The organism is Paraburkholderia youngii (assembly GCF_013366925.1).
Lineage (GTDB): Bacteria > Pseudomonadota > Gammaproteobacteria > Burkholderiales > Burkholderiaceae > Paraburkholderia > Paraburkholderia youngii.
The window spans coordinates 480,322-503,284 of the sequence record NZ_JAALDK010000002.1 but is presented as its reverse complement, the minus strand read 5'-3'; the positions used below and the strand labels follow the sequence as shown (position 1 = coordinate 503,284).

The following is a 22,963-nucleotide window of genomic DNA, read 5'->3' as shown; positions in this document are numbered from 1 at the left end:
TGATGAATGTCGGCGAGCGCCGAGCCCGCGACGCATGGCACTGCGGGCGGAGTTAGTCACGAGCAGGTCCAGTTAGGAAAACGTTTTTCTAAGATAGAAGATCTGTGACGCTTTTACTAGCCCCGTAGTTTACCTAGCCTTGCGCTTTAGGTAGCAACGGTGTGACCATCCTGTCCTGACGTTTAGTTAATCGTTTTCTTTGACGTCCGCAGCAGCCTGAATCACGCCGAGATGGTGCGACGTCGACGGCGATCGAGGGGACGCGGCGGGCGGAATATGGGTCGTTGATGTGTCGGCGCGAACAGAGTGAAACGACGTGAGCGGATTTTCGTAGGGTTTTCTGACTTCCGTCGAACTGGTGCTCAGTTGCAAACCCAAGAGAACGAATAGCCAGATACGTTGGTGAGATTGCTAATTTCGGCGTCGATCCACTTACAATCAGGAGACAAAAATGCGTCCATCGCGAAAATCATCCGTTATGTTTGCGTTCAGTGCACTGACGCTTCTTCTCGTCAGTGCCTGCGGTGGAGGCGGCGGGATTGACGCTGTGAAAAATCCGGTTTCTTCTGCACCTACAGTTTCTCTTCATGGAATTGTCTATGGAGCGACGGATACGAGCGTCCCTTCAGGCGCAGGGGTGCCCATCACCATGATGGGACAGATGAGAGCGCTTTTTGACCTCATCAGGAAGGCACCTGATTTCACGCAAGTGGTCATGGACTTGGGCGACGGCAGCCCAGTGCACGTGCTCGATACCAACACGGGCGATAAATTCCTGCCTGGCAAACTGGCACTCGGTCTGTCGTACATATTGATCGATATGAAGGCGAAAGGGGATCCGAAATACGCGGATTACCTTGCGACGTATCAAAAGATAACGACCGCGATGATGGCGCAGACGAGCGGCGCCAGTTACACGTACGCAAATACGTCATGGGGCGAGTACTACTACCTCGTTGCGCTCAATAATTTCAAGGCGCACGGTATGCTCAACGAAGTCTTCAGCGACGCCATGCTGGCTACGCTGCAGAATCGCCTGACCTTCTGCGATATGTTCGGCGCGGATGCAAGCGGCACGAAAAATACGTGCCCCGCCGCAGGTGTGCCGATCGACGTTGCATCGCTTAATACCGCACAGAATTACTATGCGGTTTCTTACGGTATTGCGGGGCTGAGACAGAAACTTGGATGGACCAATCCGACTTTCTCTTCCGCCACCGACCCGGCTGTGGCATCGATGGGCGCGCGGGACGCGCTTCTGTATACACTCACGAATCACATTAGAAGAGACTCGTCCGGCGGTTTTTCCGACGAGGCCTCGAATACACATACGACCTATTTTGATCAGGCACGCTTCGATCGATATAGCACGCTGCTCATTGGAGAAGTCGTTGAGCGAACGTTCGAAATGGGCAATGAGGCCAATCTAACACCTGAATTGAAATCCTATCTGCGCAAGTCAGTCGATCTGATTCTTCCCCAGCTCAACGCCGACGGCCAGGGTTTCAATTATGGCCGCTCCATCGGCCCATACGGCGACACAGCCTTCATGGAAATCCTGACCGCGGCGGCCAATGCAGGCGTGTTGACCGCGCAGGAAATGCAGGTCGCCTATTCGTTCATCTATAAGGCGGCTTACCGCTTTGACACTTTCTGGTACGACCCGACCCTGCCGACGCCGTCGGTGAATATGTGGGTCAAAGGGCGCGGAACCGATGCGTATCGCGGCAAACCTCGAGTCATGGGGGAGAATTTCAGTCTTTTACACCAGTACATGTATGTGAATGCCTGGTGGAACAAACTGGGTTTTGGCGGCAATGCACCCATGTCTGATTCCGACCTGCAAGCCTGGCTGGATGCGAGGCCGCATTACACGCTCACGTGGTACAACCTGCCCACAGATACGGCTCACCCATACAGCGCAGCGCTCATCACGGTGCGCGACGGCAAGCGCATCATCAATCTCAACCTGAACCAGGCACCCGACTACAATTCGTACACGCCCTATTACCCGACGCCGTTCTCCGACAACCTGATTTATGGCACAACGGATCAGGGCTATGCGTTGCTGATTCCGCAAGTTTCCTATAACGGGAAAACTTACATTCCGGTCACGTATTATAGGAACCTGAACGTTCAGGAAAATAACGGCCAGGTGGTCGTCTCTTTCGACACGACCAAGTTCCGGCAGGCCGTTAAGAATGCAACCTATGCCACAGATATCGACCTGCAGGTCCACACGGTCCTAACGTTTGGTCAAGGCACACTGACGCGAGCCGATACGCTGAATTCTGGAACGTTGACCGGCAACATCGCGGTCGAGACGGACTTCACGTCTTTTGCAGATGTCCAGCACGCCACAGCGGGTAGCGATGGTTACTCGGTTCGCTACTCCAATAGTAATGCGACCAGCTATGACACTACGGGTTTTGACAGTTGTGTCCTGTCTAACTTCGAGATGGCGGGCGGGGTCACCAATCCGCTGTCGACAACGCCGATTGGGCAACTGCATTCGAATTTCGCCTGTACGACGCGCCCCTTCGCACTCAACGCGGGCAGTGGCCGTACGTTCACCTGGACTCTGAAGTACTCCGGTTCGAATTGATCCTGTGAAGTGCGCCGGCCCTTATAAGGGCCGGCGTTGCCCTGCAAGGAAGTTTATTAGCTGAAAAGCTTGCTATGGTCGAATTTTCCTGATTTGTAATTTGATGTTCAACTTTCCTCTCACACAAAAGGGAGTGCTGTGCCAGTTGGTGTGTCATTCGCAGACGACTCATCGGGATCTGCCTGAAATATTGGTCGTCCAGCCCACTTCCAGATGCAGTTCGGGCAGCCCAAAGCCCGACGAAGGACTGTTCGTTACTCGAAAGCTGCCAATGGTCCGAGCGGTTCGACGGGCTGCAGTGGGTCGGGTTACGCCTTTTGCACCGCTCATCCGCCCGACGACCGTCGCGCTCGGTCGTCGGGCGCTAGCCGGCCCGCGTTGAGGCAATGCCACCTGCGATCTGCCCGCCGAAGACCGGTCATTGAGATTGAGCGGACGATGCCTTGGATGTCCGAATTGGATGGCGACCTCGACCGACCGCTTGTGGCCGAACCAAGAACTTTCTGCAGCCGGACATGCTCTTCCAGAGAGCCAGATAAATGAACTGCCCTTCGAAAACTTCCTTTGACGGTGATTGCAGTGTCGTAACAGCTCGCTGACAATGATGCAGGCGTGCTATTACGCAGATGTCTCAAAGCGCGGATCACGCTGCGGCCCACAGGTCGGGCTTGCGGTCGTCAACCGACACATCGCGACTGCGGCGCCGTTCACGATGGGCGCGCGCTCCATGGACCGGCCGGCAAACTCCGCCTGCGCAATGCCTTGCCGGAGGCCGCCACAAACGCTCCCCGATGCCTCATTGATACAGAATCGGCGCTAAGGCCACAACGACACGACCTGAATACGATGGACGACCCAGAATCGCTTTCCATGGCACTGCCCGACGGCACCAAGGTCTCTGCGCTCCTCCGAGTGCCGGAGGACGCGCGAGCCCTGTATGTCTTCGCGCACGGTGCGGGGCGGGCATGCAGCACGCCGGCATGTCGCCACATTGCGCTACCAGTTTCCGTACATGGAGCGGGGCTCCAAGCGGGTGGACTCGCCGGCCGTGGCACATGCTGCCGTGCGGGCAGCCGTCGCAGAGGGCCGCCGGCGGCTGCCAGCCCTGCCGCTCTTCGCGGGCGGCAGGTCGTTCGGCGGCCGCATGACGTCCCAGGCCCAAGCCATCTCCCCGCTCGACGGCGTGCGTGGCCTCGCTTTCGTCGCGTTCCCGCTGCACCCGGCGGGCGCGCCCGGCATGGAGCGGGCACGGCACCTGGCAGACGTCACGGTGCCAATGCTCTTCCTGCACGGCACGCGCGACAAACTGGCCGAGCTTCACCTGCTGAGGTCGGTAGTCGATATGCTGGGGCCACGCGCCACGCTGCATGTGGTGGACGACGCAGATCATTCGTTCCACGTGCGCGCGTCCTCCGGTCGGACCGACGCGGAGGTCGTGCTCGAACTGGCACGGACGATGTCGGCGTGGTTCTTCGCCGAAGGAGAGTTCGTGCCCGTTACCTGAGCAAGCGCAGGAATGCTTGTAGCAGAGTCGGGACGGCGAGCCGGCGAATTCGCCGTGCTGCACGCCTCAATCTCTTCGCTATCCGCAGATGGTCTGTCGCATAGCCACGATAAGCGACGCCTGTCGCGTCAGCGACGTTTTCCCAGTGCCGAGTGAGTGAATTTGTCAGATCCGCCTGCGGTGATCCGCCTCCGGAATTCGCGGAGGGCATCTGCCTTGATTGGGCCGGCGCCGATCCGTGAGTGACCGCTTAGGGATGCGGGCGGAACCAGCCAGGCGGAGCGTCGAACGACGCGCATTGGCCGGTCACTGCCCGACGCGGTCGCCCGAAACCGACCCTCCTCGGCCGCTCAGTGCAACGATCGAAGGCGACGGCTTTCGATTGGTTACCGGCTGTTGAGACTAAGCATCAAGAGGTCGCAGAATCGCCCTTCGATCCTCGCCGCTTGCTGGTCGTCCTGCACGTCGTCGGGTCAACTGGCGTAGCGACAGCGCGTGCAGCAGGATCGAACTCGGCACCACGAAAGCAGGGGTCAGCACATACGGATAAGCGCCGGCGTTAATGCCTGGCACGTTCGGAACGATCAACTGGAAGCGGCCGGGCGAGGTTACTATCCCCAAGGTAACCGCGACGGCGAAATCGGCGAGGCCGAAGATGTTCCAGACGAGCGCCGCCTTCCGCCCTTGAACTGTACCGCTCGCCACCGCGATTGCCGCCGGCACGGCGAACAAGCCCGTCAGTACATCGCCAGTTCCCGCTGGCAATGCCACGAGATCTGGCAGCGCACCATGCAGCCAGGCAGCGAGAGCCCAACTTCCGAACACCCGGTAAAGCTGAAGAGCGACCAGCCAAGCCGCCGGCATCACGTCGAGCACCTGGCCGACCCGCTTCGAAAACAGCAACAGCGGCGCGCCGATGACCACCGGCAGGATGATCGCCAACGGCAGCAACGGCACCGTTGGGGGTGAGGAGCTCAGGTGAAAGACGCCGTGGATCGCGACGCTCCAGACGATCGCGAACCATAGTGTGTGCGGGATGATGATCGCAAGCCAGGTCGTGCGGCGTTGACCCGGCGTCAGGTCGGTGCCTTCGAGGCCGAGCCACAAGCCGACCGCGATGAACGCCTGGGCAATCAACTGGTGTGCCGTGGTTTGAGCGCCACTGTCCGGGATAATCGGTTGCCAGTAGATCAACACAATCCACAGGACCGTAAGCGGGGGAGCCAAAGCAGGCTGCGCCAGGCGGGGCGTGGCAGGACGATGCCGGCGGAAACAGAGGCGGCGGTCATCAGCGGTTCTCTTGGTGAATTCAGGACTTCATGGCCAATCAGGCCGGTCGCGCGATCGTATTCGCGCATAGCCATCAAATGCGTGAGGCATTGCAAGCTCGTCACTCCTGACTGACACGTTAGGTGTAGCATCAATTTGCGTGAGCGACTATGCCTCACAATGTTGATGGGCTATGAAGCAGAACTTCACAGTCAGGCAGGGCGCGCTTGATCACCTGAAGAGCCGCCAGGCTGGCGATGGCGATGTTCCGGCAAAGGGATGACATGAGACAAAGAGCGTGATGGCCTGCGTGAATTCCACGCATGGGACCGCGTTCGACTAATCCCTGCTGCGTCGTCCTTTCTCCGGTAAAGGGCAGCTTCCGAAGTGGAGGAGACGCTTGAGTATCCTGCAACCGTTGCACCTGAACGGCCGCTGATGGACGACTTCGTCCGACGACCGAGCGCGACAGTCGTCTCGAACGTGTGCTTGATGCGATCGGCATAAGTCGACCCTGTCCTGCCGTTCGACGTTACTGCAAAGGCGTCCGCTTTCGCAGTCCTTTCCGGCCGCTCGCGCCCGTCCTGGACGACCGCGCTCAATGTACAGCCGGCGGCGAGATCCTGCGTCGCCGTCAGGCGCTCATTCACGCCAACGCGAAGAGTTCAGGGTGCGTATCGCGATGCGTAACTCGCAGCACGCGCAGCCAACTGTGCTTGTCGTTCCGTCGCAGTGACGTACTTCGTTGTCGTGGGGAGAACGGTCTGAAGATCGCCAAGCTTCACAACCTTGACCGTCGCCGACGGACCCACCGAAGCAGGCGTCGTGGGTAACCCTTGCCAGCGTGGGTTAAGGAAGCCCTGGTGCAGTCCTGCCGTGTCAACCCAGTTGTAGACGCTTGGGTCTTTCGGCGATATCACGAACGTGTACGTGCCATCCGGGTTGGGCACCGCTTGCGCGTTGTTTAGCGTCTGGGTGTGATTGATGTAGTCGGTCGTGATCGTCCATCGGCCATAGGCCGGTGCGATGAAGTATTTTGCCCCACCGAGGTTGACGTTAAGGACCAGTGCTTCGTCATCGGCAAGCTGGAATGCAGCATATGAGGCGGCCTGGTTGGCGAGGCGCCCCCCAGTGCCGCCAAGCGATGGCGCAGGAAGCGTGTTGACAGGCTGAGCGTACCCAAGGGCATTGTAGGCAATGAAGGGCGCAGCCGCAGCTGGAGTTTGCAGTGTCGCTGCCAGAGTTGTAGCGAGAGCGTCAGCGGTCTGTGGTTGCGTCGAGACTGACGGGGTCCGCTTTATCGCCAGGCTGTTGAATTGTTGTACTCCCCATTCGTTGATCGTATCGCGCACGAAGATGGATGCGGCTTCCGAGACGAGCTGGATTTGATTGCTGCCCCCGCTTGATAACGAGCTGGCGTTGATGACGAAACTGCCATCTGCCTGTGGGGCGAGCTGGTCGCCGGCGAGGTTGGAAAGCGTTGCGCTGGTGCTGCTGTAGAGGCTGAAATTGAAATCGACAGGCTTTTGCGCGTGGACTGTTCCCGCTAACACGTAGCTCAACGCAGGATCAACCGGGATCTTGCGGTATATGGTGTCCGGGTTATCAAAGGTTGTCCGCGATCCCGGCACGTTCATTCCGTACCAATTGTGCGGGGCTGCGAGAAACGAAACCACCTTCGGGTCGTTGGCATCGCCGGAAGCAAGCGATAGCGCGAAGGCGAACACACTTTCATCTACGGCTTCATCGAGGTTTGTCAACGCCTCATCCGATACACCGCCGGTCGCCCGAGCCGCCGCCAGCCAGTTGGCTTTAAGCGTAGCTTTTGCCGCAACAACGGCAGGCTCCTCAACAACAGCGATTGCAAGTTTCTCGGCTGCCAACTGATCCGAGGTCGCCAAAGGGTTCGGGCTATCCGAAATACTGCCTCCACCGCAGGCCTCCAGAATGAATGGGAACGCGGCCAAAGCTATCAAACGTCTATTGAACATGTCGAGCGTGTCTAAGTTATTGGAATTTTCGAACGCACAATCTATTGGACGTTAAGGAACAGCGGAACCAAGAAAAACGAATATGAAAAGTCATTTCTCCGGCTATGCGGCGTGCATTCGAACAGATAGCTCGGCGCCGGCGCCATGGCTCGTCGAGTTTTGCGGGGACGAGACAATCAGTTTCGGGGGGGCCGTCTCCGTCAGAAAATGACTGGTTGGCACTCGCAAATGGCCACTGATGTGGTTGTTGCGACCGGCGCCTCCTGGGCCGAACTCTGCCCGGAGCGATCGGCCAGGTCAACCCTGAGCGGATCTCTGATCCGGGGCGGCGCCGGTGGCAACTTCGGGGTGCTTGATTACAGTTCCCGCCTCAGCCCGATGAGCCTAGTCTCGAAGGGCGAGAACCTCTTTGACTAAGGAAAACACACCTCGATGTCCAAACAATACAATCGTCGCCAACGCAAGAAGCTCCATCTCGGCGAATTTCAGGGGCTGGGCTTCGCTGTGTCCGCTGCGCTACGCGCGGGTGTATCCGCAGCGGAGGCCGAACTGGTTTGTGATGCGTTCATCAGTGAGTGTATCGAGGCCACCCGGCTGGCATATGGTGGAGCGATCGTGCACAAGCTTGACGGATTCGTCACGGCCTATGCCGGTCGGGCATCAGCGACGGAAGCGCAGCGCAGCGTCGTACGCGATTGGCTCGAAGCGAGGCCCGAACTGATGGCTGTTGACGTCGGGCCACTCGTCGACGCGTGGTACGGCCACGATTAGGAAAACACCATGGAACGAATCGTGGTGTCGGCCAGGTACGAGGTGGTCAACAACGTGAAACCGGTCGCCGGCCCCGTCGAGTTTGTTGCGCGTGTGGCTGAGGCTACGAAGGGAAACGACTTGGCCGCGCGAGCGCGGCGGGCTGTTGCCCGTCGATCGGGCATCCGACTCGCGGATGTCAAGATCCTCGTCATGTTGAGCTAAACAGGACGGAAAACGGGTGACTGGATGATGAGAAACATGTCTACCGTGCTTTATGTCCTGACGCTGGTGATCGTGATTACCGGCATGGATGTGCTGATTTTCAGGGACCGGTTCTGGGAACGGCTGATGGCGAACGTCGGGATTGTCCTGCTGTTCGCCGCCTTCTATCTGCGATTCATGAAGAATCCGTGAGTGCAGGGACCTACAAGAAGACGGAAAACGTAACGGAGGTCGCGGTGAGCAAACGACCGAATGTAGATAAGCCGACTGACCGGCTAAATCGAGCGCGCAGCTCGTTCATTAGCTACTTGGAAGCGACCGTAAAGCCACTTGTCAAAATCGACCGGAGCTGAGCAGAGGCTACTGCTTGCACGAATTCGGCGATCAGGCAGCAGCTAAAGCAGTCGGTGGCGGCGCGCCCACGCCTCGCCCGTTCCTTCGTCGGGGCGCTTCCTTTCGCCAGAGTCGCCGCACTGCAGCTATAGCGGTACTCAATCCCGGGAAACTACTGAGACAGAAATGGAGAAAGTAACCTGTATGAAGGGCTGATCTCATTGCGTGGAGAAACAACCATTGCTACGCTAGGGCCCAGCTTAAGACGGTGCAGTAACGCGCAGCGTCGTGTGCCGTCTTAAGCGGTTCTCTAAACCCGAAAAATGAGGATTTAAATGGCAAAGAAGACCGCAGGCTCTTCAGCGAAGAAAACTGAAGCGAAAACCGCAGTGAAGAAGGAAGCATCGCCAAAGAAGACAACTGCCGCAACCGCGACACCCAAACCCCTGAAAGAGCAATTCACCAAGGCGTCGCTTGCGAGCCATGTTGCCACGCAGGCCGGTGTTGAACCGAAGCAGGCAAAGGCGGTGCTCGCCGCACTCGAAAGCACCATCCTCGGCGCCGTCCATAAGAAAGGGGCAGGCGAGTTCACGCTATCGGGTCTGCTCAAGATTGGGGTGCAGCAGGTTCCGGCAAAGAAGAAGCGTTTCGGCAAAGACCCGTTCACAGGCGAGGAGCGCTGGTTTGATGCCAAGCCGGCAACCGTCCGTCTGAAGGTACGTCCGCTGAAGAAACTCAAGGATGCTGCAGCAGCCTGAGGAGAATGCTCAGGCGCAACGAAGCCCGCTCTGAGGGGGCTTTTTTTGATTCTTTGGTCGCGGGTATCGAAGCCGACCGCATCTTCAGCGTAAATGGGGCGATTGACCCAGGAGACACTGACGTACCTGGCGCTTGGGGGAGAACTCTCCTTCTTGAAGAAACGCAAGGCCAGGTGGAACGTATAGATCAGGTCGTCGAGGCAACCGGAATACGCCTCAAGCGAATGAAATGCGTCGCGATGGAAGGCCTGATTGAGGAGGGCCAGGAGTTGATCGATGAGATTGAAAAAGGACCCGTGCTCGATGCGGGCCTCGTTGCCGCCGCACAGAAAGTCGAGCACTATGAAATCGCGGCTTATGGCGGCCTCTGCGCGATAGGCAAGCAGCTTGGCTTTTCTGAGGCCGTGACGCTTCTGAAGGAGACGCTGGAGGAAGAAAAAGCGACGGACCTCAAGCTGACTCAATTCGCGGAAAAGGCGGCCAACATGAAAACAACCAACGACTAAATAAACCTCTGGCCATCCTGCCCCAGCGCGTCGAGGCTTCGCTGCTTCGCAGCCTGCGCGATGCTCCCAGGTGGACTCGCCGCGCAGGCCCCGCGCCCGCCAGCCCACGGCTACGCCGCTGCGACGTTGCAAAGGACGTGGATCTATCACGTCGGCTGGAAATATCGCAGTGGCGCCGCTGCCGCAACGAGGCCTCCGGCCGCACTCACTGCTTCATTGTGCCGGTTGCGTTCGAGTTGGACGCGCCTTGAGGCGACATGGCGCTTTCGCGCTTTTGCATCAATGAGCCACTCGCCGGCTTGCTGTTGCCAACGCCCGCAGCACGGCCCATGCTCTGGCCAGCGGCACCCGGCTGCATGCTTTGAGCATTGTGATCTGCTGGCTGCACGTTGCCAGTATTTGTTTGCGCGAGTGCGCAAGTGCTAGCGATGACTGCAACTGCGCTCATTCCTGTCAGTATCAGCTTCATGACCCTCTCCATGTTTGAGAAGCGCCTTTGGCCCATCTCCGGCATATGAGCAGCATGGTTCGTGCCCCAAGCATGGACAAACGCACGCCTTGGCGCGAGCCCCGCGATTTTGCGGACGGACCGTCGCAGCTCGGACATGGCTCCGCAAACTGGCCTCTTTTTGGGGCTTCTGCTTTACGTCGGGATTCGTACAGAACGCCTTCTTCAATACTGGCAGGCTGACACCGGGAGCCGAGAGGAAGCCCACGATGACCAGGCTGCCGTTCGCAGAGCCGGGTCATGGAAAACACTGATGGTTTGCGTCCGGCGAATGGTGGGCCGTGCCATTCCTACATTGACAGCTCAGACCGATCGTTCGCCGGGTCGGGTATGCGTGCGATGCGGGGCCATGGGCCCGCGCATGCCCTCCTTCAGGCGCGGTCAGCGTGCCTGCGTGGCGTAGCTTCGGACGGCCTGGGCGTCCTGAATTTCGACTTCCCGCCTCGGTTCCGAAAAACTGCTCGGCGCTGCATGACGAGCCGAATCGGGGAAAATGCCCGGTTCGCGAAGGTTGTCGTAGAGCGGAAGGCGGCCACGACGCGTTGATCAGCAACGCTGCCCGAAAGCTGGTGGCTGGCGCAGCGTAAACCCGATGGAATCGCGGGACGAATCCGCGCGTAATATAAATTCGGTAAAAAGATCTCCATAATTTCCGTTCGAACAGGACCGGGCATGCGACTGGCCGACTTTATCTCGCGGGACATCGAGCCCATTCTGGCGCAATGGGAGGCCTTCGCGGCCACGCTGCTGCCGGCCGCAGGCAAGATGGGGTCGCTAGCGTTGCGCGACCACGCGCAGCAGATTCTCGAAGCAATAGCCACAGATTTGCGGACTTCTCAGACGAGGGAAGCGCAACGCGAAAAATCTTTGGGGCGGGCTCCAACGCTGATTGATGCGACGGAGACAGCGGCACAAACGCATGCCGTTCTGCGGGCACGAGGCGGCTTCAACATCAACCAGCTGGCTGCCGAGTACCGTGCGTTGCGCGCCAGTGTGTTACGTTTGTGGATGGACGATTGCCAACCTGATGCGCCATATCTGGATGACATCATCCGCTTCAACGAGGCCATCGATCAGGCGCTCGCCGAATCACTCGCTTTTTTCAGCACGCAAGTCGATCAGGCTCGCAATCTGTTGCTTGGGATGCTCGGGCACGACATGCGCAGCCCGCTTCAGACGATTCAGATGACAGCTTCATATCTGTCCGCGCTCAATGCGGGAGAGCGCGTGTCAGAGGCTGCGGCACGACTGGTTCGTAGTGGCGCTCGCATGCAGGGACTGCTCGATGACTTGTGCGATTTCAATCGGACGAGGCTGGGACTCGGTATCAACGTCACACCGGGCGACGTTGATCTGGCGGACATATTTAACGATGAGCTGGACCAGTTGCGCGCGATACATCCAGACCGGCAGATCGAGCTCGAATTGCACGGTGACACTCACGGTGTCTGGGATGGTCCGCGTCTGCAGCAACTGCTGGGCAATCTTGTCCTGAATTCGATCAGATATGGCGCGCGCCACGCGCCGGTGCGTGTTGTGGTGACTGGCGAAGAGGCCGAAGTGCGCTTCGAGGTCAGGAACAGCGGACCCGCAATCGAAGGACAGTTACTTGAGCGGATCTTCGATCCTCTTCAGCGTGGCTCCGATCGTGAAAGCAGCCACGACGGCCAAGGCAGCCTTGGGCTCGGTTTGTATATCGCGAGCGAAATCGCCAAGGCGCACGGCGGCGCGATAGAGGCGCGGTCAGACGAGGAAGAGACTGCTTTCTCCGTACGCCTGCCGCGCCGTGTCCAGGCAGGAGGCGAGCGTGAGTAGAGGGCGCGCCAGGACTTTGCCGGGAGGTGCGGTCATTGATCCCTGCTCGCGCATAGCCGATGCCGATGCATCCGACGTTGCGCGGGCAGGCACCTGCCCTCTGAAATAGACTCTTCGATCGCCCAGTATTTGTCGGAGAGCGGGATGCTCGCGGCCATCAAGGCACCGGAGCGGTTCGCGGCATCGCCCCGGAAAATGTTGCAGCAGTGTTCGGCATGTTCTCCCAGTTGCCGGCCGCGTGCGCCCGCTCGCAAGGTGGCCTGGGCGTCGGGCTGTCGCTCGTCCGGGCATTGGCGGAAGCACATGGCGGTACCGTAACCGCGGCCAGCCCCGGGTTGGGGCAGGGCAGCGAGTTTACCGTCCGGCTTCCGCTTGCACCGATCCAGGATCTTCGTAAGAGCCTCGCGCTCCCGACGATATCTGAACCTGATCTTCGGCGCCGCATCTTGCTAGTAGACGACAGCGAGGACGCGGCCGTCAGCCTTTCGATGCTGCTTGAGAGCGACGGGCACCAGACGAGAATCGCAACAACCGGCGCCGCCGCGCTAGTGATGGCATACGAATTTGAGGCAGAGGTGCTGCTCCTCGATATCGGCCTGCCGGACATCTCGGGGTACGACGTCGCGCGCCGCCTGCGTCACGGGCAAGCGCATGCTTCTTATCGCCGTCACTGGCTGGAGTCAGGAGCACGACAAAGGCGCAGCTTTCGAAGCCGGGTTTGACTATCATCTCGTCAAGCCGGTTGACTACGATCGGTTGGCGATGCTCCTGAACGGGATGCCGGGACACCGGCATGATCCGGGCAGCGCGGACGGTGGCTGAACCTGCACACAGCGTACGGATGAGCTCTCCGTACGCCTGATTCGGATGGTATGCCAGAAATAGCCTCGCATCCGGTCGACAGGCCAGCGGCGGTGATGCTCCGAAAACCCCTTGTTGCTCTAATGCAGCAGATCACGGCCAGCACCCGGAATGAACGGCCGGCAAACGCGAGGCGGCGGGACAAAGGTATCTCAGGGCCGAGCTCACAGAGGCGCCAGACGAATAGTGAGCGCGCGCGGCGGTCAATCGGATCGCGACGTGAGCGTCGATAGCCTCTATGAGATCGCCCAGACTGACGGGCTTCCGAAGAAAACGGTTCCAGCATTGCGCGCCCCTCAGCGGCTCCGGCGCGGCCGACAGCATGAGCACTGGCATCTCATTACGTGCGGGATGCGCCCGTACCCAGCAGCTTAGTTGCGCTCCGTCGATGTCCGGCATCTCATAGTCCGTGATGAGGATCTCGATGGTATGGCGACGCAGGATATCCATTGCGCGCTGCGCATTGTCCGCCACGCTTACGCGGTGGCCGTGGCTCTCCAGCGCGATCTGCAGGGACCACAAGTTTTCCGGGTCGTCGTCGACCAGCAGTACATTTGCCACGATTCACCCTTCCACGCTTATTGCTTGTCGGCCGACCGCGCCATCGCTCGTCCGCTGCCGCTTCCGGTGCGTGGTAAGCCTTAATTGCCTTTGTCTTTCCTTCCGCTTCCGGCTCATCCTTCCTCTGCGACGATCTCCGCGGCCTGCCTGCCTGCGTGCCGGGCGGATCGTTCACTACCGTCAAGCCGGGGACATGCCATGTTTAGCAACGACCGTGCACGAAACGCAGAAACCGATACGTCCTCCCGAGCGGCGGTGGACATGAGCTTGAGTTGATTGCTACCAGAGTTCCTCAGGGTTCCGTCAGAATGAAGCCCGGCGACCGGGCGATGGTTTATGCGTTGCCGCGTGGGTAAGCGGCAGCGCAGCATTGCCGGGGGAGAACGCTGTCTCGTGGACAGCAGCCCGGTCGCATCCAGGCCGGTACGCCTCGTCTCGACGTCCGGCGACTCCACGCCCGCGCGAGCTACTCGCGCCCGACTGCTCTGTGTACCTGCTGCGGCACGCTGGAGCAATAACTGCTTGACGCGCCCAGCACCTGCATTTCACCCTTGCGTATGCTCGTCATATGGCACCTACTGGGGTCGAACGCGAAATTGAGCGGTTCATCGGTACGTTCTGTTTGATCGTCCGAGAAGCGATCGCAGCCAGGTGCCGCATTCGGCACGCGGCTTGCCGTCAGCTTGCTCATTGCCGCACGTCGCTTCGAGATACGGGAACTAGCGCAACGCTCGTCGATTCCTGCTCGTGCGGTGTTCCCGGTATCCCGCTGGGACTCGCTCCGATCGAGCATGCTGCACCCCCATGCTGACGCCTCTTCGATCCGGATGGAGATCGCAATGATTCATGAGCGCCCCCGCGACTACGCCTTGTGGATTCTCACATCTGCCTACCTGTTGAGTCAGTTTTTCCGCAGCTACGTCGCAGTGATCGCGCCTCAGCTAATCGCGGACTATGGCTTCACGCAGAAGATGTTTGGGTGGTTCGCGGGAGCCTTCTTTCTTGCCTTCGCCCTTATGCAGATACCGCTCGGCCTTGCATTCGACCGCTTTGGCGTGGGCCGGCCAACGACGATCTGCATGGCTGTGGGAACGGCCGGCGCCGTGGCGCTTCCCGCTACGCACGACGCAACGGTCGCGCTCGTGTCGCAGGCCGCGTTGGGCTTCGGATGCGCACCGATCTTCATGGGACTGCTCAATCATGTCCTGGTCTCCGGCGGCGGGCAGCGGCAGGTAAGAGCGGTGACGATTGCAAGCGCCATCGGCATTTTTGGCGCACTGATCGCGGCGCTTCCGTTGGCGTGGGCCACGTCGAAACTCGGCTGGAGGCCGGCGATGGGTATCGCTGCGGCCGCAATGGCCGTGATCACAGCGGCGGCGGCTGTTACCCTTCTGGGGGTTCCGCGCCCGGTGCCGAAAAGAGAACGTCTTGAGCAAGGGCAGATCGGCGATGGCGGCTCGTCGCGCAACGGTGCATTCGTCACGCTGTTGCCGGTCTGCTTCGCAATGTCGGCCGGCGGGACGTTCAGAACTTCCTGGGGCGGTCCCTTTTTCGCGGACGTTTTTCATCTGAGTACCATTGCGATAGGGCGGGTGATGACCGCTGCGAGCGTGACGGCGCTATTCGTATCGCTCGTCATCCCGCTGCTCGTGCGAAGATTTCCGCTGAAGACACTGGCGCTCTCCGGGATGTCGCTCGGCGTGCTGGCCGCGGCGCTGCTCGTTGCAATGCCGTCGTATAGCGCGCTTTTGAGCGCTTCTCTTGTGTGTGTGCTATTCAGTGTCGGCGCGATTCATCCGCTGGTGATGTCGCAGGCACGGTCCATTTCCGCCGCGCACAGTCTTGGATTGCGCCTCGGCATACTGAACAGCACGGTATTTCTCGGCGTCGCCGTGACGAGCAATTGCTTCGGGTGGCTCGCGCAGAGTGGAACCCGACAGGGGCTGTCAGCCCCCGACAATTTTTCGCGACTTTTTCTCTTCACGATGGTGGTCCTCGCGGTTGGCCTTGCGACATACGTCTTCAGCCCTGGCGCGGCCGGCGAACAGCGCGGACCGAATGCGGCGAAATTGTCCGGTTTCGACAATCGTGCATGAGTGACCGGCAAGCGGCGATTGCGGCTCATGCCCTGCATAGCCAATGTCTGCCGGCTTTGCCGGGGCGCCTTCATCGTAGCTTCGTCAGGACGCCTCCAGGCGCGCCGGCGCTGGTCGCCTCGCGCGCGGGCACAGCTGTTGCGGCGCTCTCACCGCATAAACTATGGAGGACATCATGAGCACACTAGACCCGCAAGGCACCGCGTCCGGCGGAGGGGCCGAGATTGTCGGTGGCGGCAGGGGCGATGGCCCCGGTCCGGAGGTTATGGCCGCAGCGACGCTCAAAGGCACGCAGGTGATTTCATCGGACGGCGAGGACGTCGGTAAGATTTCACACATCATGCTTGACGTGCGCAGCGGCAGGGTTGCATACGCGGTTCTATCCGAAGGCGGATTTCTTGGGATGGGCAGCAACCTGCATGCGATTCCCTGGAACGCACTCACCCTTGATACGGACGCGGAGTGTTTTCGCGTCAGCATTGCTGCCCAACGAATCAAGGATGATCCCGGCTTCGACAAGGATCACTGGCCGGCAATGGCGGATGCGTCGTGGGGCAACACGCTTCATGAGTACTACAACCGCGACCCTTACTGGTCGCCGACGCGCCGCGGGGTTGACGAATTGCCGCCCACTGACATCTGAAAACGAGGCGTAGGGGAGCGAGCGCGCGCGCTGTGCCGCCACGATGCGTCGGTGCCCGCGGGAAAGTTGCCCGCGGGTTTCCGGCGCTGTGGGTTGTACCGTTCGGCCCACAGTCCGACGTCGTTCGCGACCGCCAGCACGCGTTAGAACCGGCCGCGCCACGGCGCTGATTTCGAGCCATGAGTCGAAGCAGCTGTTCGCGCCGCTGTTGTAGCAGGCGCTCGCACGTCGACTGCATCGCTGAGGCCCCCGCCGTCCGACCGGCAACGAGCGAGTCGCAGCACTTCCCTTCTCCTTTCCACCGCTCGGCAAGCGTGCCGAGGGGCGGCCGCGATCCTTCGGTCGCTGCCGTTGCGCTGAGACGCACATAACCGGCCGCGTGCCTCGCTTCGAGCCGGACGTGGCGCTGCTCGATATCGGCTTGTCGGAGATCGACGGTTACGAACTCGCGAGACAGGTTCGCCGAAAAGGCAATACGAAGCCACTGCTCGTCGCGATTACCGGATACGGCCAGACGGAAGACCGGCTGCGCGCGCAATCGGCCGGTTTCGATTACCACTTCGTCAAGCCGGTCGACATCGACAGCCTGCTGAAGGTGCTTGCGTTGCTGTAGGATGCGGCTCATGTATCAAGCCGAGCGCTTCCAATCCTGATGTTTTATCCAGCGCCGCGGGAAGCCCCGCTTGCGACTTCGCTCCAGGCCATAACAACCTGGGGGTACCAGCACCGGGGCGCTGAAAATCGTCCGTCCCGAGCGCGACGGACGATCGCAACGCATTCAATGCCAGAACAATGCGATCAGGATGATGATCGGAATCGGCACGCCGAGCAGGTAGAGAAGAATCGAGCGCATGAAAATCCCCTTGTTGAAGTGACGAAAGCTCCCATTAGAGCTGGCGCACACGGCCACCATAGGTTGCCGCGAGACTGGCCGAGAATGCACCCATCAGCAACGATACGAAGAGCCACAACGAAGCTCCGATAGCGGCCTTGCGAGCCCTGTCGGCGGCTTGTTTCGCAGCGGCATCGAATGCGCTGATTTTCTGCAATAGCCTTGCGTAGGTCGTCGTGACTCTCGCTTGTGCCGCTTCCGGCGCCATTCCTGTTTGTTGCGCGACCAGGCGGCTCAGGTATGCGGTGTCATCCGGCGACAAGGGATCACCTGTCGCGGCGCTATTGAGAAAAATGCGCGCCGTTTCCGCGCGCGGTATCTCGCCGCGTGACGAGGCTCCCTCAGCTGGCGTGGCCTGCGCTCCGGCAGGCATACGGAACAAGGAGTCGATGAGGTAGCCGAGCGGCCACGTATTTATTGCGGCGGCCGCGTTCCCACGCTGCATCGTCTCGGTCGCGAGCGCGGAGCTTCCGGACGCTACCGGCGCAGCAGTTTGTACGCCGGTTCGTGCGATGCCCGAGACAGCCGAAGTCAGGATGGCCGCGATGACGAGCGTCGCTATGGCCCAGCTAAGGAAGCCATGCGCAGTGTCGCGAAAGTGCATCTCGTCGACGTGGACGTCGAGCCATCGTCGGCGCAGCCGTCCGGCGAGATAGCCGCCAATCCCGGACGTGAGAACGGACGTGACGCAGACCCAGATCACCGCAGCAAACCCGAACGCCTTCGCGTTAGCGGTGCCCGACGACCATGGCGAGAGGGACGTCAAACCGAGGCCCGTGCCCAGCGTCAACAGAATCAGTGCGAATGCTGCTGCGCCGACGCCGCCAGCGAATATCGCACCCCATGAAACTGCGCTTTCGTTTCGATGCTTTAGGGCGGCGGCATCGTTTGCTGCAAAGCTGTATTCCGTCGGGTTATTCACTGGTTCCATATGCCGCCTCCCTGAACTTGTCTACGCTGAAATAAGCGCTTATCCGCTACGCCGGGCACGGCCGCCATGCGGGACGTGGCCGCCTCGTTCGCCGCATTTATTGTGCCGCGTCAGATGACGTCTACCGGCTAGCGGATAAAGGCTTCGAAAGAGAGTGATAACGCATGTCGGGCCAGCGGCGGTTAAGAGCGACGGCACGCTATTCGTCAGGAGCCGACTGACCTTCGCACATTGCGGGCGATACAGGCGGTGGCACCGGCCCGGCCAGCGATCGTCAGCTTGCGTCGTGACCTAAGCGCAATGGCCGCCGACCACCAGAGCGAGCAGCAGGGCCACACGCGGCGCCTCGGCGAGCGCAGCGAGCACATCGTTGGAGGATGACCGCGGCCCGTAGGCGCTGCCGGCAACGCGACAGTCCGGTTCGCCACGACCAATGCGGTCCGTGACACCTCCATGCGTTCCAGAACGATTGGCCGGGCAAGCTCATGTGCATGATGTCGCGGGTTCATTTGAGCGATTCGCTGAGAGCGTCGAGATCGCGATGTATCTCGGTCTGGAGGACGTAAAGCGATTGCGCCGGTTTCTGCAGGCGCAAGACGAGGAAGGAAACGATGCAGATCAGCAGCCACGCCGCAGCAACGCCCCAGACTACCGCAAGAAAGTAAGGCGTCGGCCATGCGGTGGCAATGATCGCGATGCAAAGGAACGACAGCGTGAAGAGTCCCGCGACGGCCAACGCCACGAGGGCGCTCAGCTCGCGCACCAGGCGCTTTCGGGTTTCCTCGATTTCCAACGTGATCAGCTCGCTGTAGTCCGTGACGCGCTCGACGCAGAATCGGCCAATGTTGCGCCACGTTGTGACCTTCGCATGGATCGACATTCGGTCCTCCTGCCGACGTTGTGTGGGCGGCAACGCTTTAGTCCAAATTTCTCGAGTCACGCCTGCGAAGTTTTCTGACACGACGGCTCGCTCCGCGCAGCGCGCCCCAACACAAAGCCGACGCCAGCGGCAATGGCGAGCGTGGCAAGCGGCCGTTCCAGCGTCGCCTTCCGCAACAGTTCGGCGAAATCGGAGTAAAGCTTCTGTGCTTCTGCTGCCAGCTGGTTTGCATCCCCCTTAATTTGCTCGCTCGCGTCGCTGAGACGCGTGAGGCTGTCCGCTCAGGGTTCAAAGAGGGGAGCGTCCAAAGTTGTGTGCGTCTTTCCCGATTCCATTTTCTACTCCGCACCTCACACTGCACACTGCGCGATGGCTTTCCGTTGGGGCGAACATCGTCGCGAAGACGGCCGTGTGGCTCATGCGCACGGTCGCCGCATCGCAGCTGAATGTGGCGCAAAAGCCGGGCCCGCGCCAACTGAAAATATCGGCGGCTGATCCGCACAACTCGGCCTGGGGTGTATACATTGCTTCGGAAGGAGGGACTTGCATAGTAAAAACGCGTGCGCTGCGCAAAAAGTACAAGCTCAAGCGAAGTAAGGTGGGAGCTGTCGATCTTCGCATCTCTGCGCCCACGTCGGTCTCTCTCGAGACATTGTCCCTGCCGATCATGCTCGTCTCCATCAATGTATTGCGCTACCTGCCGACCGGCTTCCGGAATGCTTTGACTTCCCCTACTCAGATCGGTGACGCAGCCGGCGGGCAACGTGCGAATTGGGCCGTGCCGATGCGCGGCAAGGAGGCGGATCACAACATGAGCACATCTGGATGAGTGGAATCCCGCGGTATCAAACTGAAGCGAATCAAATGCGCCGCGATGGAAGAACTTGTCGAGGAGGGCGGCGAGCAGATTGGGAAATTGAGAAGGGGCCTGTCCTCGACCTCGCCCTTATCGGAGCCGCTCAAAGGTTGAATGAAATCGCGACGTACGGAACGCTCGCTGCGCTGGCTGAACAGCTGGGTGAATCTGCCGCTCAGAAGCTCCTGCTCGATACGCTGGAGGAAGCGAAGTCCGCCGATGAAAAGCTGACGGTGTTGGGACAAGGAACCAGCGTCGAAGAGGCAGCGACTCAATAACCGTTGCGACATCTAAAAGCGTCGGTACCATCGGACAGGGGCTGCGTCCCAATAGTCGACATTAAAGCCCACCGGGCGTAACACCGCTTATCCTCAGGCCCGGCCTCCTGGGCCTGAGGACTCCTTGGACCTGAGGTCCGCCTACGACTCAATTTCTATCATCAGCTTCCACCCGAGGCAGGGTTGGTAGCTGACGAAGGCGTGGCGGGTCCGGCCTTCTTATGCATCTTGTTGTGAGAACTGGTCGTCGCCGGTGCCATGGTGTTAGCCCCTGACGCGCCTGAGACCGTATCGGTCGACCCGCTAGAGTTTGGCTTGCTCATTCCAGTACCGCCTTGTCCTCCAGCGGCACCGCCGCCCGCGCCTTGGGCGAAAACGCTGCCCGATGTTCCAACTAAAAGCGCCGAAATCAAAACCCCTATCGTCGCAACTCGCATGGCAGTCTCCTCAAGTACGAACCGGTCAACACCGGACGGCGTTAATCCGTAGGTTCGTGACCGCAATTCGCATACCGTGCCGGCGGCAAAGCAGCTTGGAACCAGGAAACGACGAGCCCCTCTGTTGCAGTCGCCTGAAGCGAAAATTATGTTGCGGTGCAGCGAAAATACGCCTATAACCATCCAAATGGATGTCCACCGGATGGAAAAATGGAAAACCCCGCGTCCCGCGGCACGAGTCGCCCCAGGGGCGGCGAGTCGGAAAAAATCACGATCAACCTCGGCCCTGTCGACCTCGGCCAGATCGATCTGCTGGTGGAAGAAGGCTTTTATTCAAACCGGACGGACCTGATCAGAACCGCCATTCGCAATCAGTTGGCGCTGCATGCACAGGTCGTTCAGGAAACGGTGACACGCCGTGCGCTTGTGCTCGGCCTACAGCATTTTTCGCGGCAGGATCTGGAAGCGGTTCGTGCCGCTCATCAGCGCCTCACCATCCAGGTGCTGGGACTCGCCAGCATCGCTGGCGACGTCACCCCGGAACTCGCACTCGCGACCATCGAAAGCGTCGTGGTGTTGGGTGCCTTTCACGCATCGACTGCCGTCAAGACAGCGCTCGCCGACAGAATCCGCTAGCAGCGCGTCCGACGCTCAATCCTTAACGGACCAACACTAGGAAACTCGAACAAGGTTTTCTGAACTCCATGCGCGAAGCAATGACTTTGCTGCGCACCCGCGGCCCCGCCGAAGCTACGCAGGCGATACAACGTGCCCTGCGCGGGGAGACCGGAGGTGTCGTGAACGGGGCGGTGCCACGCGAGGTGACCCCGGAAGCCGCTACCGTTGTATTCGAGGCGCCGGCGAAAAGGAACGCCGAAACGCTCAAACCGCGAGAAGTCCGCGTTGACGTCGAGAACCGGGGACATTTCAGCACGCATATGTATTCGAATGCCGTGGGCCGCCGGCAATATAGACTGTATGTGCCGGCAGGCAATCACAGCGAGCCGCTGCCATTGATCGTGATGCTGCATGGCTGCACACAGAACGCCGATGATTTCGCGGCGGGCACGCAGATGAATTCGTTGGCTGAGCAGCATCGATTTCTCGTCGCCTATCCCGAGCAGCCGCAGCAGGCAAATCCGTCGAAGTGCTGGAACTGGTTCAAACCCGATGATCAGCGTTGCGGACGCGGTGAACCGTCGTTGATCGCAGGCATAACACGCGAAATTATTGGAGCCCACAGCGTCGATCCCGCGCGCGTGTACGTCGCGGGTCTGTCCGCGGGGGGAGCAATGGCGGCGATCATGATTGGCGCGTATCCAGAGCTGTACGCGGCCGCAGGTGTGCATTCTGGTCTTCCAGCAGGATGCGCACACGATCTTCCCTCCGCGCTCGCGGCCATGAAAGGCGGCAGGCCTCCCAGACACGCACGAGACGCCATGGACGGTACCGCCTCATTACCGAAGCGGCCGGTCATCGTCTTTCACGGCGACGCGGACGCCACGGTTCACATGCGGAATGCCATGCGGCTCGTTCAGGGTTTCGACGCGCGACTGCATGACGGCCGCGAACCGCGTCGGACAGTTGCAGGTCGACGTGCGTGTACCGTCTCCCATCTGGTCTCCACGAACGGCATGGACGCCGAACTGTGGACTATTCACGGGGCACCACACGCGTGGGCAGGCGGAAATGCGCGGGGCAGCTACACCGATCCCATGGGGCCAGATGCGAGTGCGGAAATGCTGCGATTTTTTCTTGAGCATCCGCTGCGGCGATAACGCGATGACGCGGGCCGAGTGATGGCGCTGGCTGTTAATGTGTGAAGGCAGCGGCAACCCACAAGTTGCGCGCGTCAGGACCATCAGCAAGACGGTCAGCGTGTCATCGTCAGGACGAAGAACCCCGCGATACGCACGCAAGCCCTCGCGCGCCAGGCAGCAACAAACTTGGCGACCGCGTCATCGGACAAGGCTGCGCATCATTCCATGCCGAAGGCGCAGGCTGCGAATCAGGCACGAGGGCTTCCTGTTCGGTCTGACTGTTGCAGTTGGGCTTGCATTAACGTTCGTCGGATGCGCGTCGCAGCCGCTATCGTTGTCGACGCCGGGCGAGTCTGCCGAGCAGTCTCCTTTCCCCCGGCGCTGAATGGACACATGCTGCTCCTGCCACGCAGGGTTTCTCGCAGGAGCGTATCGATCAGGCCATTGCTTACGGAAAGGAGAGAGAATCAACGTCCGTTATGGTGGTCTACAACGGATCTCGGA

Annotated in this window: 22 protein-coding genes and 1 pseudogene; 16 read left to right on the top strand and 7 right to left on the bottom strand. The window is 60.1% G+C overall.

The genetic code is table 11. The features are described from left to right. Positions 1-451: 451 nt before the first annotated feature. Together G5S42_RS33625 and G5S42_RS33620 are read left to right on the top strand one after the other, a co-directional pair. Complete coding sequence (locus G5S42_RS33625) at positions 452-2,605, top strand: hypothetical protein (RefSeq protein ID WP_176111078.1); 2,154 nt, start codon at positions 452-454, stop codon at positions 2,603-2,605. A gap of 937 nt (positions 2,606-3,542) precedes the next feature. Continuing rightward, the gene (locus tag G5S42_RS33620; RefSeq protein WP_246392252.1) at positions 3,543-4,109 is read left to right on the top strand and encodes an alpha/beta hydrolase family protein; all 567 of its coding nucleotides are present in this window, start codon (positions 3,543-3,545) and stop codon (positions 4,107-4,109) included. Positions 4,110-4,511: 402 nt separating this feature from the next. Here G5S42_RS33620 and G5S42_RS33615 read toward each other — a convergent pair whose 3' ends face one another. Continuing rightward, entirely contained in the window at positions 4,512-5,303 is a 792-nt protein-coding gene (locus G5S42_RS33615) for a DUF8737 domain-containing protein (RefSeq protein ID WP_246392250.1), read from the bottom strand. 740 nt (positions 5,304-6,043) lie between these two features. Further along, positions 6,044-7,369 carry a hypothetical protein gene (locus G5S42_RS33610; RefSeq protein ID WP_176111077.1) on the bottom strand — a complete coding sequence of 442 codons (1,326 nt, stop codon included), beginning with the start codon at positions 7,367-7,369 and terminating at the stop codon, positions 6,044-6,046. Positions 7,370-7,801: 432 nt separating this feature from the next. Here G5S42_RS33610 and G5S42_RS33605 point away from each other — a divergent pair, with 432 nt between their 5' ends. The 5 genes from G5S42_RS33605 to G5S42_RS33585 all read left to right on the top strand — a co-directional run bounded on the left by G5S42_RS33605 (position 7,802) and on the right by G5S42_RS33585 (position 9,941). Then, positions 7,802-8,140 (top strand): YggL 50S ribosome-binding family protein, encoded by a 339-nt coding sequence (locus G5S42_RS33605; protein ID WP_176111076.1) that lies wholly within the window; start codon positions 7,802-7,804, stop codon positions 8,138-8,140. A 9-nt stretch (positions 8,141-8,149) separates the two neighbouring features. Further along, complete coding sequence (locus G5S42_RS33600; protein WP_176111075.1) at positions 8,150-8,344, top strand: hypothetical protein; 195 nt, start codon at positions 8,150-8,152, stop codon at positions 8,342-8,344. Positions 8,345-8,380: 36 nt separating this feature from the next. After that, a complete protein-coding gene (locus G5S42_RS33595; protein ID WP_176110687.1) occupies positions 8,381-8,536 on the top strand; it encodes a hypothetical protein in 156 nt (51 codons plus the stop codon). Between the two features lie 476 nt (positions 8,537-9,012). After that, positions 9,013-9,435: an HU family DNA-binding protein gene (locus G5S42_RS33590; protein WP_176111074.1), complete on the top strand. Its 423-nt coding sequence runs from the start codon at positions 9,013-9,015 to the stop codon at positions 9,433-9,435. Positions 9,436-9,440: 5 nt separating this feature from the next. Further along, the gene (locus G5S42_RS33585; RefSeq protein WP_176111073.1) at positions 9,441-9,941 is read left to right on the top strand and encodes a YciE/YciF ferroxidase family protein; all 501 of its coding nucleotides are present in this window, start codon (positions 9,441-9,443) and stop codon (positions 9,939-9,941) included. 205 nt (positions 9,942-10,146) lie between these two features. Here G5S42_RS33585 and G5S42_RS33580 read toward each other — a convergent pair whose 3' ends face one another. Further along, positions 10,147-10,410 (bottom strand): hypothetical protein, encoded by a 264-nt coding sequence (locus G5S42_RS33580; RefSeq protein ID WP_176111072.1) that lies wholly within the window; start codon positions 10,408-10,410, stop codon positions 10,147-10,149. A gap of 711 nt (positions 10,411-11,121) precedes the next feature. Here G5S42_RS33580 and G5S42_RS33575 point away from each other — a divergent pair. After that, positions 11,122-12,264 (top strand): sensor histidine kinase, encoded by a 1,143-nt coding sequence (locus tag G5S42_RS33575; RefSeq protein WP_176111071.1) that lies wholly within the window; start codon positions 11,122-11,124, stop codon positions 12,262-12,264. Between the two features lie 182 nt (positions 12,265-12,446). Further along, complete coding sequence (locus G5S42_RS45505) at positions 12,447-12,986, top strand: ATP-binding protein (RefSeq protein ID WP_312883706.1); 540 nt, start codon at positions 12,447-12,449, stop codon at positions 12,984-12,986. 232 nt (positions 12,987-13,218) lie between these two features. On the opposite strand, the gene G5S42_RS33565 is transcribed toward G5S42_RS45505, so the two are convergent. Both G5S42_RS33565 and G5S42_RS33560 read right to left on the bottom strand, forming a co-directional pair. Then, positions 13,219-13,686, bottom strand: a complete 468-nt coding sequence (locus G5S42_RS33565) for a response regulator (RefSeq protein WP_176111069.1) — start codon at positions 13,684-13,686, stop codon at positions 13,219-13,221. Positions 13,687-14,152: 466 nt separating this feature from the next. Continuing rightward, entirely contained in the window at positions 14,153-14,377 is a 225-nt protein-coding gene (locus G5S42_RS33560; RefSeq protein WP_176111068.1) for a hypothetical protein, read from the bottom strand. 148 nt (positions 14,378-14,525) lie between these two features. Here G5S42_RS33560 and G5S42_RS33555 point away from each other — a divergent pair, with 148 nt between their 5' ends. The 3 genes and pseudogenes from G5S42_RS33555 to G5S42_RS33545 all read left to right on the top strand — a co-directional run. Continuing rightward, positions 14,526-15,782: an MFS transporter gene (locus G5S42_RS33555; protein ID WP_176111067.1), complete on the top strand. Its 1,257-nt coding sequence runs from the start codon at positions 14,526-14,528 to the stop codon at positions 15,780-15,782. A gap of 175 nt (positions 15,783-15,957) precedes the next feature. Then, positions 15,958-16,425 (top strand): PRC-barrel domain-containing protein, encoded by a 468-nt coding sequence (locus G5S42_RS33550; protein ID WP_176111066.1) that lies wholly within the window; start codon positions 15,958-15,960, stop codon positions 16,423-16,425. A gap of 382 nt (positions 16,426-16,807) precedes the next feature. Beyond that, positions 16,808-17,038 (top strand): annotated as a pseudogene (locus tag G5S42_RS33545) (response regulator); the annotation flags it as partial. A 274-nt stretch (positions 17,039-17,312) separates the two neighbouring features. Here the strand turns inward: G5S42_RS33545 and G5S42_RS33540 are convergent. Together G5S42_RS33540 and G5S42_RS33535 are read right to left on the bottom strand one after the other, a co-directional pair. Beyond that, positions 17,313-18,248, bottom strand: coding sequence for a hypothetical protein (locus tag G5S42_RS33540; RefSeq protein WP_217710238.1), 936 nt, complete (start codon positions 18,246-18,248; stop codon positions 17,313-17,315). 505 nt (positions 18,249-18,753) lie between these two features. Further along, complete coding sequence (locus G5S42_RS33535) at positions 18,754-19,128, bottom strand: phage holin family protein (RefSeq protein ID WP_176111952.1); 375 nt, start codon at positions 19,126-19,128, stop codon at positions 18,754-18,756. Between the two features lie 418 nt (positions 19,129-19,546). On the opposite strand from G5S42_RS33535, the gene G5S42_RS33530 reads away from it, so the two are divergent. The 4 genes from G5S42_RS33530 (at position 19,547) to G5S42_RS33515 (ending at position 22,477) form a co-directional block, all read left to right on the top strand. Beyond that, positions 19,547-19,957 carry a hypothetical protein gene (locus tag G5S42_RS33530; protein WP_176111065.1) on the top strand — a complete coding sequence of 137 codons (411 nt, stop codon included), beginning with the start codon at positions 19,547-19,549 and terminating at the stop codon, positions 19,955-19,957. 137 nt (positions 19,958-20,094) lie between these two features. Next, on the top strand, positions 20,095-20,262 hold the full coding sequence (locus G5S42_RS45865; RefSeq protein WP_376777043.1) for a DUF892 family protein: 168 nt from the start codon (positions 20,095-20,097) through the stop codon (positions 20,260-20,262). Between the two features lie 647 nt (positions 20,263-20,909). Further along, positions 20,910-21,335, top strand: a complete 426-nt coding sequence (locus tag G5S42_RS33520; protein WP_176111064.1) for a ribbon-helix-helix domain-containing protein — start codon at positions 20,910-20,912, stop codon at positions 21,333-21,335. An 80-nt stretch (positions 21,336-21,415) separates the two neighbouring features. Beyond that, positions 21,416-22,477: an extracellular catalytic domain type 1 short-chain-length polyhydroxyalkanoate depolymerase gene (locus G5S42_RS33515; RefSeq protein ID WP_246392248.1), complete on the top strand. Its 1,062-nt coding sequence runs from the start codon at positions 21,416-21,418 to the stop codon at positions 22,475-22,477. Positions 22,478-22,963: the final 486 nt, after the last annotated feature.

Coding starts and splice junctions, on each gene's coding strand:
- G5S42_RS33625 (WP_176111078.1), top strand. CDS start 452: ATGCGTCCATCGCGAAAATCATCCGTTATGTTTGCGTTCAGTGCACTG.
- G5S42_RS33620 (WP_246392252.1), top strand. CDS start 3,543: ATGTCTTCGCGCACGGTGCGGGGCGGGCATGCAGCACGCCGGCATGTC.
- G5S42_RS33610 (WP_176111077.1), bottom strand. CDS start 7,369: ATGTTCAATAGACGTTTGATAGCTTTGGCCGCGTTCCCATTCATTCTG.
- G5S42_RS33605 (WP_176111076.1), top strand. CDS start 7,802: ATGTCCAAACAATACAATCGTCGCCAACGCAAGAAGCTCCATCTCGGC.
- G5S42_RS33600 (WP_176111075.1), top strand. CDS start 8,150: ATGGAACGAATCGTGGTGTCGGCCAGGTACGAGGTGGTCAACAACGTG.
- G5S42_RS33595 (WP_176110687.1), top strand. CDS start 8,381: ATGTCTACCGTGCTTTATGTCCTGACGCTGGTGATCGTGATTACCGGC.
- G5S42_RS33590 (WP_176111074.1), top strand. CDS start 9,013: ATGGCAAAGAAGACCGCAGGCTCTTCAGCGAAGAAAACTGAAGCGAAA.
- G5S42_RS33585 (WP_176111073.1), top strand. CDS start 9,441: ATGCTCAGGCGCAACGAAGCCCGCTCTGAGGGGGCTTTTTTTGATTCT.
- G5S42_RS33580 (WP_176111072.1), bottom strand. CDS start 10,410: ATGAAGCTGATACTGACAGGAATGAGCGCAGTTGCAGTCATCGCTAGC.
- G5S42_RS33575 (WP_176111071.1), top strand. CDS start 11,122: ATGCGACTGGCCGACTTTATCTCGCGGGACATCGAGCCCATTCTGGCG.
- G5S42_RS33560 (WP_176111068.1), bottom strand. CDS start 14,377: ATGAGCAAGCTGACGGCAAGCCGCGTGCCGAATGCGGCACCTGGCTGC.
- G5S42_RS33555 (WP_176111067.1), top strand. CDS start 14,526: ATGATTCATGAGCGCCCCCGCGACTACGCCTTGTGGATTCTCACATCT.
- G5S42_RS33550 (WP_176111066.1), top strand. CDS start 15,958: ATGAGCACACTAGACCCGCAAGGCACCGCGTCCGGCGGAGGGGCCGAG.
- G5S42_RS33540 (WP_217710238.1), bottom strand. CDS start 18,248: ATGGAACCAGTGAATAACCCGACGGAATACAGCTTTGCAGCAAACGAT.
- G5S42_RS33535 (WP_176111952.1), bottom strand. CDS start 19,128: ATGTCGATCCATGCGAAGGTCACAACGTGGCGCAACATTGGCCGATTC.
- G5S42_RS33530 (WP_176111065.1), top strand. CDS start 19,547: ATGCGCACGGTCGCCGCATCGCAGCTGAATGTGGCGCAAAAGCCGGGC.
- G5S42_RS33520 (WP_176111064.1), top strand. CDS start 20,910: ATGGAAAACCCCGCGTCCCGCGGCACGAGTCGCCCCAGGGGCGGCGAG.
- G5S42_RS33515 (WP_246392248.1), top strand. CDS start 21,416: ATGACTTTGCTGCGCACCCGCGGCCCCGCCGAAGCTACGCAGGCGATA.